At 74.3% G+C, this 12,948-nt stretch carries 10 protein-coding genes and 1 rRNA gene; 1 reads left to right on the top strand and 10 read right to left on the bottom strand.

Annotation, left to right across the window (positions count from 1 at the left end; translation table 11 throughout):
• Position 1: 1 nt before the first annotated feature.
• The 3 genes from APR03_RS22700 to APR03_RS22690 form a co-directional block, all read right to left on the bottom strand.
• Positions 2-175, bottom strand: coding sequence for a hypothetical protein (locus APR03_RS22700; protein ID WP_253839490.1), 174 nt, complete (start codon positions 173-175; stop codon positions 2-4).
• 219 nt (positions 176-394) lie between these two features.
• Complete coding sequence (locus APR03_RS22695) at positions 395-1,402, bottom strand: HAD-IIA family hydrolase (protein WP_253839489.1); 1,008 nt, start codon at positions 1,400-1,402, stop codon at positions 395-397.
• On the bottom strand, positions 1,399-2,601 hold the full coding sequence (locus APR03_RS22690; RefSeq protein WP_253839488.1) for a tetratricopeptide repeat protein: 1,203 nt from the start codon (positions 2,599-2,601) through the stop codon (positions 1,399-1,401). Before APR03_RS22690 ends, APR03_RS22695 begins: the two co-directional genes overlap by 4 nt.
• Between APR03_RS22690 and APR03_RS22685 the strand changes: the two genes are divergently transcribed.
• Complete coding sequence (locus APR03_RS22685; protein WP_253839487.1) at positions 2,512-3,924, top strand: hypothetical protein; 1,413 nt, start codon at positions 2,512-2,514, stop codon at positions 3,922-3,924. The genes APR03_RS22690 and APR03_RS22685 overlap by 90 nt on opposite strands.
• A 53-nt stretch (positions 3,925-3,977) precedes the next feature.
• On the opposite strand, the gene APR03_RS22680 is transcribed toward APR03_RS22685, so the two are convergent.
• The 7 genes from APR03_RS22680 to rrf form a co-directional block, all read right to left on the bottom strand.
• Positions 3,978-5,789, bottom strand: a complete 1,812-nt coding sequence (locus tag APR03_RS22680) for an L-lactate permease (RefSeq protein WP_253839486.1) — start codon at positions 5,787-5,789, stop codon at positions 3,978-3,980.
• A gap of 119 nt (positions 5,790-5,908) precedes the next feature.
• Positions 5,909-7,261, bottom strand: coding sequence for a glycolate oxidase subunit GlcF (glcF, locus tag APR03_RS22675; RefSeq protein ID WP_253839485.1), 1,353 nt, complete (start codon positions 7,259-7,261; stop codon positions 5,909-5,911).
• Positions 7,261-8,508 carry an FAD-binding oxidoreductase gene (locus tag APR03_RS22670; protein WP_253839484.1) on the bottom strand — a complete coding sequence of 416 codons (1,248 nt, stop codon included), beginning with the start codon at positions 8,506-8,508 and terminating at the stop codon, positions 7,261-7,263. Before APR03_RS22670 ends, glcF begins: the two co-directional genes overlap by 1 nt.
• The gene (locus APR03_RS22665) at positions 8,508-9,983 is read right to left on the bottom strand and encodes an FAD-linked oxidase C-terminal domain-containing protein (protein WP_253839483.1); all 1,476 of its coding nucleotides are present in this window, start codon (positions 9,981-9,983) and stop codon (positions 8,508-8,510) included. The genes APR03_RS22670 and APR03_RS22665 overlap by 1 nt, the downstream gene beginning before the upstream one ends.
• A 43-nt stretch (positions 9,984-10,026) precedes the next feature.
• Positions 10,027-11,613, bottom strand: a complete 1,587-nt coding sequence (gene aceB / locus APR03_RS22660) for a malate synthase A (protein ID WP_253839482.1) — start codon at positions 11,611-11,613, stop codon at positions 10,027-10,029.
• Between the two features lie 112 nt (positions 11,614-11,725).
• A complete protein-coding gene (locus APR03_RS22655) occupies positions 11,726-12,472 on the bottom strand; it encodes an IclR family transcriptional regulator (RefSeq protein ID WP_253839481.1) in 747 nt (248 codons plus the stop codon).
• Between the two features lie 162 nt (positions 12,473-12,634).
• Positions 12,635-12,751 (bottom strand): 5S ribosomal RNA (gene rrf / locus APR03_RS22650).
• Positions 12,752-12,948: the final 197 nt, after the last annotated feature.

Here is a 12,948-nt window from a genome sequence, read left to right as displayed (position 1 = left end):
GTCAGGCGTCACCGCTCAGGTGCGCCCGCAAGGCGTCGTGCACCGCCTCGAACCGGGCCACGTGCTCGGCCGGCGGCAGGTCGTCGAGCCCGTCCAGCCCGTCGAGGGCACGACGGACCCCTTCCGCGGAGTCGGCCGGGGCCGGCGTCTCCTCGGTCGCGTAGAACTCGTCCATAGTGCGTCAACGCTCCACTGTGCTCGTCGTGCTCCTGCTGCTGACCTTGTGCTGCCGGCCGCTGGTTGACACCGTACCCGCCCCCTCCGACAGAACCGGGGAGAAGTCCGCCAGTCCTGCGGTCGATCCCGCTGGTTTCGGTCGGTTGCCTCGAGATCGGTCGCTCGAACGACCGATCTCGAGGCAACCGACCGAACTGGCGCCGGGGCCCGGCCCGGCTCAGGCGGTGAGCTCCGGGACCGTCGTCGGGTCCAGGGTCTCGTCCGCGTCGACCGCGGCCCAGGCGGCGGCGCACGCGGCCCGGACCAGGTCGATCCCGGCGCCGTCGAGCCGCAGCTCACCGTCGCTCACGCGGGCGGCCGCCGTCCCGCAGACGTACCAGCCGTCCGCGAGAGCGGGCGCCGCGTGCGGCTCGAGCAGCGCCCGCAGGTCCGCGCCCAGGTACGAAGGACGCTCCCCCGGCACGGCGAGCACCGCGTCGCGGGCCGTCGAGACGCCCGTGAGCACGTGCAGCCCCGGGTAGCCGCCGCCCCGGGCACCTGCCAGGTCCGTGTCGAGCCGGTCGCCGATCACCAGCGGCCGGCCGGCCTCGGCCCGCTCGACCGCGAGCCGGTACATGGTCGGCGACGGCTTGCCCGCACTGTCGGGCACGACACCCGTCGCCGAGCGCACCGCACCGACCAGCGCACCGTTGCCCGGGGCGAACCCCCGCGCCGTCGGCAGCGACAGGTCCAGGTTGCTCGCCACGTGCCACGCCCCGCGGTTCACGGCGTAGGCGGCCTCGGCGAGCTGGGTCCAGCCCACCTCGGGCGCATAGCCCTGCGCGACGGCGTCCGGCTCGTCGTCGGCCGACGTCACCACCGTGAAGCCCGCGGCCCGCACCGCCGTGACCAGCCCCTTGCCGCCCACGACCAGCACCTTCGCCCCCGGGTCCAGGCGGGTGGTGAGCAGCGCGGCGCACGCCTGCGCCGCGGTCATCACCTCCGCCGGGTCCGTCGGGATGTCCAGGCCCGTGAGCTGCCCCGCGACGTCCTCGGGCTCGCGCGACGCGTTGTTCGTGACGAACACGAGCCGCATCCCGCCCGAGCGCGCCGCCGTCAGGCTGGCCGACGCGTGCTCGATCGGCAGGTGCCCCTTGTAGGCCACCCCGTCCAGGTCGACGAGCGCCAGGTCGTAGGCCGTGGCGAGCGGGACGTCGCTCGCCAGCAGCCCTGCCGCTCCCGTCACGCCCGCTCCTGCCCGACGCCGGACCGGTCGCCCGCGGCGCTCCCGGCGTCCTCGGTCGCTCCCTCGGCAACGTCCTCGTCCGACTCCGGGTCGCTCGGCTCGTCGACGGCGTCCGCCTGTGGTTCGTCCAGGTCGTCGGCCACGGCGGTGCCGGCAGCGTCCTCGTCGGAGGCGACGTCCTCCTCGGGCACGGCCTCGGTCTCGCCGGAGCGGGCGGCGTCCTCGTCGGGCGCCACGTCCTCGTCGAGGTCGTCGTCCTCGTCCGGCGAACCGGCGGAGTCCGCCGAGTCGCCGGAGTCGGCCGAATCGCCGGAGTCGGCCGAATCGGCAGAGTCGGCGGAGTCAGCAGAATCGGCGGAGTCCCCCGAGCCGGCCGAACCCGCGGAGGCCTCGTCCGGGGCGACGGCGCCCTCCGCGCCGTCCTCGTCCAGCTCGGACTCGTCGTCCTCGTCCAGCTCGTCGTCGGCCGACGCGAGCTCCTCCGGGTGGTCCGCGGCGTACTCCTCCTCGGCGAGCGCCGCGTCCTCCTCGACGTCGAAGACCGTGATGTCCTCATCGGGCGGGGTCGCACCGATGGCACGTTCCAGCGCCTCGGGGTCGACCGTCGCGAGCAGGGCGGCGGCCTCGTCGTCCCGGCCGGCCGCCTCGAGCGCCACGGCGCGCGCCTGGAGCACGCGGAGCCCGAGATCGCCGGGGGCGTCCGCGGGCGCGACCTTGTCGAGCACTGCCAGCGCGGCGTCGTGCTCGCCCAGGTCGGAGCGGGCACCGCTCGCCACGATCGCGAGCTCGACGCGTCCGGTCGCGTCGAGCGACGCGGCCTCCTCCGAGGCGGCGAGCGCCAGTGCGCGCTCGGGCCGGCCGAGGCCGCGCTCGGCGTCGGCCATGATCGGCAGGTGCTCCGAGGAGCCGTTGAGCCGGCGGACGGTACGCAGCTCGCGCAGCGCCTCCGCGAACCGGTTCGTGCGGTAGGCGGCCAGTCCTGCGGCCTCGCGGACGATGTCGATCCGGCCCGCGTGCCGCACCGCCGCCTGGGCGTGCTCGTAGGCGAGCTCCGGGTCGACGTCGAGCAGCCGGCCGGCCATCACGAGGTGCAGGCCGACCCGCTCGGCGTGGTCCTTGCTCAGGCCGCGCAGGCGCGAGCGCGCCTCTCGGTCGAGCTGACCGAACGACGCGTCCTCGGCGATCTCCGGCTCCGGCACCTGGGGCGCGCGCTCGTCGCGGTCGCGCGCCGGGCGGTCGCCACCGCGGTCGAAACGGCGGTCGTCGCCGCGGCGGTCACCACGGTGGTCGGTGCGCTGATCGTCACGGCGGTCGTCACGGCGCGGCCGCTCGTCCCGGTACCCGGAAGAACGCTGCGGACGGTCGTCGCGGTCGAAGCCGCGGCGCGGCCGGTCGCCGCGGTCCTCGACGTCCCGGCGGGGACGGTCGTCGCGGCGGAACGGTCGGTCGCCTCCGCGGTCGTCCCGGTTGCCGAACGACCGCTGCGGACGGTCGTCGCGGCTCCCGTAGGGACGCTGCGGACGGTCGTCCCGGTTCCCGTACGGACGCTGCGGACGGTCGTCCCGGTCGCCGGAGCGCTGCGGCCGGCTGCCACGGTCGTCGAACGACCGCTGCGGCCGCTCGTCCCGACGGAACGGGCGGTCACCACCACGGTCGTCCCGGCGCGGACGGTCCCCGCGGTCGTCGAACGACCGGCGCGGGCGCTCGTCGCGGTCGCCGAACGAACGCCGCGGACGGTCGTCCCGGTCGCCGTACGGTCGGCGCGGACGGTCGTCACGGTCGTCGAACGACCGCTGCGGACGGTCGTCGCGGTTACCGAACCGCTGCGACCGGTCGTCCCGGTCGCCGTAGGAACGCTGCGGGCGGTCGTCGCGACGGAACGGGCGGTCACCACCACGGTCGTCCCGGCGCGGGCGGTCCCCACGGTCCTCGAACGACCGGCGCGGCCTGTCGTCACGGTTCCCGGAGAATCGCTGCGGACGGTCGTCCCGCTCCCCGTACGGGCGGCGCGGACGGTCGTCGTCGCGCCGTGCGGGACGCCCGGCACCCCGGTCGTCCTGACCAGAGCGGTGCGGCCGGTCGTCGTACCGACGGGCCGGGCGGTCTCCCGCACGCTCGTCGCGACCGCCGCGGTAGCCGCCGCCGTCGCGCCGCTCGCCGTACGGCCGGCGCGGGCGGTCCTGTGCGTCGCCGCCCCGGCGGTCGTCCCGGTCGTCGCGCCGGTACGGCCGGTCGCCTCCGCGGTCGTCACGACGCGGGCGGTCGTCGCGGTCGAACGTCCGGCGGGGGCGGTCGTCGTCGTACCGCCGGGGGCCGTCGTACCGGCGTCCGCCACGCTCCTCGCGACCCTGGCCCTGGCCACGGCCCTGGTCGCGGCTGCCGCTCCTGCGTTCGCCGCGGCGGTCTCGCTCGCGGTCGTTCCCCTGGTCGCGGGGCGTTTCGTTCACAGTGTTCCCTTCGATGACAGATGCCCGCACATTCTCCCACGCGCGCGGGTGTCACCGGGGGTCGGGCGGCTGTGACGTGCGCGGCCGGGCACCCCGGTCCGCGCACGCCACCGCAACGCACCCGTACCTCACACCCGGACCACCTCCGGGTTCCAGGCGTCCGGCGTGCGCACCATGCGCACGCCCGTGACCACCAGCGCGAGGACCACGACCAGCAGCACCACGAGACCCGCGTTGAGCGCGAACCCGAAGATCCACAGGTACCCGATGCCGCCGGCCGCGAGGCAGTAGTACGTCATCGGCAGGATGGTCTTGCGGATGAGGTCTCCCTCGCGACCCAGCAGCCCCACGGTCGCGGCCGCGGCGACCACGTTGTGCACGGCCACCATGTTGCCGGCCGCCCCGCCCACGGCCTGCAGCGCGGCCACGGTCTCGGGCGACGCCGCGCCGATGCCCAGGCCGGTGTTGAACTGGAACAGCGCGAACATCATGTTGGACACCGTGTTGGACCCCGCCACGAACGCGCCGAGAGCACCGATGAACGGTGACACGACGGGCCAGCCCTGACCGGCGAGGTCGGCCGCGGCCCGCGCGAGCGTGATGGGCATCGAGTCAAGACCGGCCGCGTTGAAGTCGGGCCCGGAGTTGATGAAGATCCGCACCAGCGGCACCGCGCACAGCAGCGCGAAGGCCGCGCCGCCGAGCTGCCCGCCGGCCACCCGCCACGAGGCCGCGATCTGCGACCGGCTCATCCCGTGCAGCACGTACGTGGCCAGGCAGACGAGCAGGAAGATCGCGCCGGGCGAGTACAGCAGGTCCAGGTTCTGGCTGATCCCGGTGCCGAAGATGTCCGGCACCTGGATCACGGCCGGCCCGGTGAGGAACTCCTTGATCGCCGGCACGTTCCGGGTCAGGAGCAGCAGCGCCGCCACGATCACGTACGGCGACCAGGCCCGCGCCATCGACATGCTGCGGGTCAGCGTGGCCGCCTCCCGCGTCGGGTCCACGGTGCCCGTCCAGCGGTCGCTCCACCGCTCGCGCGGCGGGAAGTCCCACACGTCCGAGGGCATGAGGAAGCCCTTCGACGACGTGTACATCACCAGCAGCAGCCCGAGGAACCCGCCGAGCAGCGACGGGAACTCCGGCCCCAGCAGGTAGGCGACGGTCACGTACGGCACGATCATCGCGAGCGCCCCGTAGACGGCGAACGGCGCCACGGCCAGGCCCGCGCGGAACGACCGCTTTTCGCCGTAGAACCCGCACATCAGGGTGACCAGGATGAGCGGCACGAGGATGCCGACGATCGCGTGGATCGTCGCCACCTGGGTCGCCGTGTGCGCGACGAAGCCCAGGTGGTCCAGGCCCAGCGCGTCGGCCCGCGCCTGGACCTCGGGCGCCAGCGCCCCGGAGGTGTCGGCGAGCCCGGTCCCGAGGCCGGTCAGCATCGGGGTGCCGACGGCGCCGAAGCTCACCGGCGTGGACTGGATGATGAGCCCGGCCATCACCGCGGCCGCCGCGGGGAACCCGAGCGCGAGCAGCAGCGGCGCGACGACGGCGGCCGGCGTGCCGAACCCGGCAGCCCCCTCGATGAAGGAGCCGAACAGCCAGGCGACGATGATCACCTGGACGCGCCGGTCGGGGCTGATGGTGGTGAAGCCGGCGCGGATGGTCTGCAGCGCGCCGCTCTTGGTCAGGGTCTCCAGCAGGAGCAGCGCGCCGAAGATGATCCAGAGCAGGCCGAGCGCGATGAGCAGGCCCTGCACCACGGACGCGCCCACGGCGACCGGCGACATCCGCCAGGTGAGCAGGGCGACGCCGACCACGACCGCCAGCCCGACGGGCATCGCCGTCCGGGCGGGCCAGCGGAGGCCGAGCAGCAGGGTGCCGACCACGAGGATGGGGAGGAGAGCGAGCAGGGCGAGGACGCCGAGGTTGTCCATGGTGACTCCAGACCGGCCACGCTGCCGGGTAGGGTGCGCTGGATATTTCGCATGTCGGAACTATCACTCCACGTACCGACAAACGTAGCAGTTCACCCGGGCCCGCGGGAGCCCCCGGTTCACCCGGTGAGCGACTCCGCCCCCGCCCCGCGCAGGGACGCGTCCAGGACGAGCACCATGTGTGCCGTCGGGATCTCGCGTCCCTGCCGGCGCAGCGCGTCGGTGATCTGCATCAGGCAACCCGGGTTGGACGTGACCAGCAGCTCCGCGTCCGTCGCCGCCACGTTCGCCGCCTTGCGGTCCCCCAGCTCGCGCGCCGGGCCCGGGTTCGTGAGGTTGTAGACGCCCGCCGAGCCGCAGCACATGTCGCCGTCCGCGATCTCCTTCACCACGAGCCCCGGGATGGTCGTGAGCACCGCGCGCGGCTGCGCCCGCACGCCTTGCGCGTGCCGCAGGTGACAGGCGTCGTGGTACGCCACCGTCAGCGGCAGCGCGTGCCGCGTCGCGACCGGCCCGAGCTCCGCCAGCACCTCCGACACGTCCCGTGTGCGCTCCGCGAACCGCGCGGCCCGCCCCGCGTACGCGGGGTCGTCGGCCAGCAGGTCCGCGTACTCCTTCATCGTCGAGCCGCACCCGGCGGAGTTGGCGACGATCCGCTCGACCCCCGCGTCCGAGAACGCGTCGATCAGCGCCCGCGCGTACTCGAGACCCTCGGCCTCGCGCCCGGCGTGCACCGACAGCGCCCCGCAGCAGCCCTGCTCCGGCGGCACGACGACGTCGCACCCCTCTGCCGCGAGCACCCGCGCGGTCGCGGCGTTGACGCCGGGGAAGAGCTCGCGCTGCACGCAGCCCAGCAGCAGGCCGACCGTCGCGCGCCGCTCACCGACCGCCGGGACGAGCGCGGGCACGGTCTCCCGGCGGGCCACCGGCGGGGCTATCGCCTCCATCGTCGCGAGCGTCGGCGAGACCCGCTCCAGCACGGGACGCACCAGCCGGGACAGGCCCGAGCGCTGGTACAGCGCCAGGAGCGGCAGCACGCGCCGCAGCCGCTCGGGCCGCGGGAACAGCGCGAAGACCGCCGACCGGAGCACCCGCTGCCCCCACGTCCGGTGCTCCGCCCCGCGCCGCTCCACCTGCTGCCGGGTCGCCTCGACCAGCCGGTCGTACCGCACGCCCGACGGGCACGCCGTCACGCACGCCATGCAGCCGAGGCACGCGTCCACGTGCTGCACCAGGGACGGCGTCATCGGCTCGCCCTCGAGCCCCTCCTTCATGAGGTAGATCCGCCCGCGCGGCGAGTCCATCTCCTCGCCCCACAGCGAGTACGTCGGGCAGGCCGGGAGGCAGAACCCGCAGTGCACGCAGTCGTCCACGAGCTCGCGCGCGGGCGGGTGGTGCGCGTCGAACGCGCCCTGTCCGTCGGAGGAGCCCCCGTTCAACGAGCCCAGCAGGTCCGGCTTCTCGTCGGTCATCAGATGCCTCCCACGAATCGGCCGGGTGCCAGGTTCCGCCCCGGGTCGAGCTGCCGCTTGACCGCCCGCATCAGGTCGAGCCCGCCCACGGGACCCCACACGTCCAGGGCGGCGCGCACCTCGCGCGACGCCCGCAGCACGGTCACCGTGCCCTCCCGTGGGCTGGGCGCGGCACCCCGCAGCCGCCCGACGGCGCCCGCGGTCGCCCCGGGCGTCCCCGTCACCAGGGCGTGCAGCACCCCGGCCGCCGTGCCGCGCAGCGCCACTCCCGCGCCGTGGCGCTGCTCGGCGGCGCGGGCGGCCGCGAGCAGGTCCGCCACCCCGGTGAGCGTGGCGGTCGCCTTGGCCAGGGTGCCCGGTCCGCCCGGCAGCGCACCCCACCACGCGGGCGGCTCGTCCTGGACCCGGCCGTCCAGCAGCCCGGCCGCCTCCGCGGCCCGCCGCCCGACGGCGGCCCCCGCCCCCTCCAGCAGCACCGCCACCTCGGCGACGTCGCTCCCCGCGGGCCGGTCGATCTCGACCGCGGCGGGTGCGAGCTGCGAGGCGACGACGGAGCGGGCCCGGGCGGCGACGTCCGCAGCCGGGCCCGCCGCGACGCCGAACGCGCGGTCGGGCCGCACGGGGTGCAGCCGGAACGCGGCCCGCACGACCACGCCGAGCGTGCCGTACGCGCCGGTCAGCAGCTTCGCCAGGTCGTACCCCGCGACGTTCTTGACCACCGTGCCCCCGGCGGTGGCGACCGTGCCGTCGGCGAGCACCACGGTGGCGCCGAGCACGAGGTCCCGCAGGGCGCCGCGCTGCAGGCGCCGCGGGCCGGACGCCCCTGTCGACAGGGCGCCGCCCACCGTGGAGCCGCCCGCGAGCCGGTCCGGCGGCAGGTCGACGACCAGCTCCTGCGCCGCCCCGGCGACGTGCCCGAGCAGCTCCGCGACCGGCAGGCCGGCCTCGGCCACGACCACCAGGTCACCCGCACCGTGCTCCACGAGCCGGTCGAGCCCGGTCGTGTCGAGCAGCAGGTCCACCCGTTCCGGCGGCGCGCCCCAGTCCAGGGCGGTCGCGCCGCCGCGCGCCACGGTGACCAGGCCCTGGGCGGTGGCCTCCCGCAGCACGGCGGCCACGCCGTCGGTGGTCACCGGCCGCGCCACCACCGTGGCGGGCACCCCGTCGACGGCGTCCGCCGGGCCCGCCGTGCGGACCTCGCCGCCGTGTGGCCGCAGCGCGTCCGCGAGCCGGTCCGCGTCGGTCATCAGAAGACCTCCGCCACACCGGACTCCGCCAGCGGGTGGGCGCCGCGGTGCCGGCCGGGCCGTTCCCCGCACAGCCGCGGCGTCGGGAACACCTTGCCGGGGTTCGCGATGCCCTCGGGGTCGAACGCGCAGCGGACCGCCTGCATGGTGTCGAGGTCGTCGGGCGTGAACATGCGCGGCATGTGCTTGGCCTTGTCGGCGCCCACGCCGTGCTCGCCCGTGATGGACCCGCCGTGCTCGAGGCACAGGTCGAGGATCCCGCCGGCCACCTCCTCCGCCCGGTCGACGGCGCCCGGTACCCCGCCGTCGAACAGCACCAGCGGGTGCAGGTTGCCGTCGCCGGCGTGGAAGACGTTGGCGACCCGCACGCCCGCGCGCTCGCCGAGCTCGGCGATCTGCCGCAGCACCTGCGGCAGCGCGGTCCGCGGGATCACGCCGTCCTGCACGATGTAGTCGGGGCTGATCCGGCCGACCGCGGCGAACGCGGACTTGCGGCCCTTCCAGATGAGGGCGCGCTCGGCGTCGTCGGCCGCGACGCGCACCTCGAACGCCCCGGCGGTCTCGCACAGCCGCACGACGTCGTCGAACTCCCCCGCGACGTCCGGCGCCGGACCGTCCAGCTCGATCACGAGCACCGCGCCGGCGCCCGCCGGGTAGCCGCAGTGCACGGCCGCCTCCGCGGCCTCGATCGCGAGCGCGTCCATCATCTCGATCGCCGCGGGGATCACGCCCGCGGCGATGATCGCGGAGGTGGCGGCCCCGGCGTCGTCCATGGTGCGGAACGCCGCGAGCAGCGTGCGCACCTCCTGCGGCAGCCGGGTGAGCCGCACCGTGGCCGCGGTGACGACGCCGAGCGTGCCCTCGCTGCCGACGAGCGCGCCGAGCAGGTCGTACCCCGGCGGGTCGGGCGCCTTGCCGCCGATCTCCACCTGCTCCCCGCCGGGCGTGACCAGGTCGAGGCCCGTCACGTGGTTGGTGGTGAACCCGTACTTGAGGCAGTGCGCCCCGCCCGAGTTCTCGGCGACGTTGCCGCCGATCGAGCACACCGACTGGCTGGAGGGATCCGGCGCGAAGTAGTACCCGTCGGGGCTGGTCGCGGCCGTGAGCTGCAGGTTGATCACCCCGGGCTCGACCACGGCGCGCTGGTTGTCGACGTCCGCCTCGCGGACGGCCCGCAGCTGCGACAGGACCACGAGCACACCCTCCGCGTGTGGCAGCGCACCACCCGACAGGCCGGTGCCCGACCCGCGCGCGACGAACGGCACGCCGTGCCGCGCGCAGGCCCGCACCGTGGTGACGACGTCGGCCGCCGTCCGGGCGAGCACCACGACCCCCGGGACCACCCGGTACGCGGACAGGCCGTCGCACTCGTAGGTCCGGCGTCGCTGCCGGTCGGTGATCACCTGCCCCGTGCCCAGCGTCCCCATCAGCTCGCCGATGACCCGCCCGAGCCGCCCGACCCCGCTCTCGCCCATGACAACCTCCTCGTCGCCCGCAGCACTCAGCACTCGACGCTGGTCAGGGCATGCGCGCGTAGGCCGGGAGGGTCAGGAAGTCGGCGTAGTCGTCGGCGACCGCCACCTCCAGGAACGTCTGCCGCGCCTCCTCGTAGTCCGCAGGGTCTCCCGGGAGCTTCGCGACCTCCTCCTCGACCAGCCGGTCGATCAGCTCGCGCGTGACCCGGTGGCCCGTGTCGGCGAGCGTGACGTCGTTGTGCAGCCACTGCCACACCTGGGAGCGGGAGATCTCCGCCGTCGCGGCGTCCTCCATGAGGTTGAAGATCGCCACGGCACCGAGCCCGCCCAGCCAGGCCCGGAGGTACTGGATGCCCACCGAGATGTTGTTCCGCAGGCCCGCCTCGGTCACCTCCCCCGGCGTGGAGGCGACGTCGAGCAGCTGTGCGGCGGTCACCCGCACCTCCTCGCGGGTGCGGTCGATCTGGTTCGGCCGGTCGCCCAGCACCGACGTGAACACCTCCGTGCAGAGGTCCACCATGCCCGGGTGGGCCACCCACGACCCGTCGAAGCCGTCGTTCGCCTCGCGGGTCTTGTCGTCGCGCACCTTGGCGAAGGCGGCCTCGTTGGCCGCCTCGTCGCGGCTCGGGATGAACGCGGCCATGCCGCCGATGGCGTGCGCCCCGCGGGTGTGGCACGTCTTGACCAGCAGCTCGGTGTAGGCGCGCATGAACGGTACGGTCATCGTCACGGCGTTGCGGTCGGGCAGCATGAACTCGGTGCCGCGCGTCCGGAACGACTTGATCACGGAGAACATGAAGTCCCAGCGTCCGGCGTTCAGGCCCGCGCTGTGCTCCCGCAGCTCGTAGAGGATCTCCTCCATCTCGAACGCCGCCGGGTAGGTCTCGATGAGCACGGTGGCCCGGATGGTGCCCCGGGGGATGCCGAGGAAGTCCTGCGCCAGCACGAACGCGTCGTTCCAGAGCCGCGCCTCCAGGTGCGACTCCATCTTGGGCAGGTAGAAGTAGGGCCCCTGGCCCTTCTCGATCTGGCGCAGGCCCGCGGTGGCCAGGTACAGCGCGAAGTCCACCAGGCTGCCCGACGTCGGCCGGCCGTCCACCAGCACGTGCTTCTCGGGCAGGTGCCAGCCCCGCGGCCGCACGATGATGGTGGCCAGCTCCTCGTCCGGCCGCAGCTCGTACCGTTTGCCGTTGTCACCCGTGAAGTCGATGGTGCGGTTGATCGCGTCGAGCAGGTTGAGCTGCCCGCCGACGACGGCGCTCCACTGCGGGGTGTTGGCGTCCTCGTGGTCCGCGAGCCACGCCTTCGCCCCCGAGTTCAGGGCGTTGACGGTCATCTTGCGGTCCGTGGGGCCGGTGATCTCGCAGCGCCGGTCCTCGAGCCCGGGTGCCGGCGGCGCCACCCGCCACGTCGGGTCCTCCCGGATGTGCCGGGTCTCGGGCAGGAAGTCCAGCGTGCCGCCGGCCGCGAGGTCCGCGACCCGGCGCGCCCGCGCCTCCAGCAGCTCGAGCCGCCGGTCGTCGAGGGCGCGGTGCAGCGCGACGACCAGACCCAGCGCCTGCGGCGTGAGCACCTCCTCCGCGCGCGGGGCGATGTCGCCGGTGATGGTGAGGCCGTCCGGTGTGTCCACTGTCGCTCCCTCGGTCGAGCGGATGGTCGCATCTTCCACGATGCGGAAACCAAATACTTCCTAGTGGAAACCCTAGGTTGTCAGCTGAACCGGGTCAACGCCTCCGCGGCCGTCAGCTCCCCGACAGCTCGCGCGCGACGTCGCGAGCCACCTCGTGCAGCAGCGGCACCGCACGCTCGCCGAGTTCGAAGGTCACGCGCGCCGCGGGCCCGGAGACGGACAGCGCCGTCGGCACGGGCACTCCGGGCACGACCACAGCGAAGCACCGCACGCCCACCTCCTGCTCGCCGTCGTCGACGGCGTACCCGCGCTCGCGCGCCTCGGCGGTCGCCGCCAGGAGCGCGTCGACGTCGGTGATGGTCCGGTCGGTCGCGGGCGGGAGCCCGGCCCGCCCCACGACGTCCCGCACCGCACCGTCGGGCAGCTCCCCCAGGAGCGCCTTGCCCACGCCGGTGCTGTGCAGGTGCACGCGTCGGCCCACCTCGGTGAACATCCGCATCGAGTGCGACGACGCCGCCTGGGCCACGTACACCGCCATCTCGCCGTCGAGCATGGCCAGGTTCGCTGTCTCCCCCAGCTCGCGCGCGAGCCGGGCCAGGTGCCGCCGCGCGCCGGCGCCGAGCTGTCGCCCGGCCGCCTCGCCGAGTCCCATGGTGCGCGCACCGAGGGCGTACCGGCGCGACGGGAGCCGGCGGGCGTAACCGCGGGCGACGAGCGTGCGCAGGAGGCGATGGATCGTCGGCAGCGGCAGCCCCGAACGCTCCGAGAGCTCACTCAGCCCGGCATCGTCGCCGAGCTCCGCCAGGATCTCCAGCAGGTCGAGCGCCCGCTCGACCGACTGCACACCGGCTTCTGCCATGCCGACCTCCCACGTCCCGCTCGTCCCGCCGTGCTGTCGTACGGCGGAACCAGTCTTCCATGACGTGAAAGCCGGCCCTGCTTCCGGGTACGGAAAAGCGTCAGGGGATGGACCCTGTGCACCCGTTGTGGGTGCGTGGGTCCATCCCCTGACGGAATGGTTGTCCGGCGGCGTCCTACTCTCCCACCCCGTCTCCAGGGCAGTACCATCGGCGCTATGAGGCTAAGCTTCCGGGTTCGGAATGGGACCGGGCGTTTCCCCCATGCTATGACCACCGAAACACTATCGAGAACCAGGCAACCCCCAAACTCCGTCGAACAACGACGGTGGGGTGGTGCCCGTGACTCGGGAACCGCACAGTGGACGCGAACACGCAGAAACACAAAACAATCGTTTGTTGTGAGGGTGTTGAAGTTATCGGCAGTTAGTACCGGTCAGCTCCACAAGTCTTCAGTCCTTGCTTCCACATCCGGCCT

The sequence above is a fragment of the Promicromonospora thailandica genome, assembly GCF_024171955.1.
GTDB classification, from domain to species: domain Bacteria; phylum Actinomycetota; class Actinomycetes; order Actinomycetales; family Cellulomonadaceae; genus Promicromonospora; species Promicromonospora thailandica.
The sequence above is the reverse complement of the archived record's forward strand: the minus strand, read 5'-3'. Positions and strand labels throughout refer to the sequence as shown.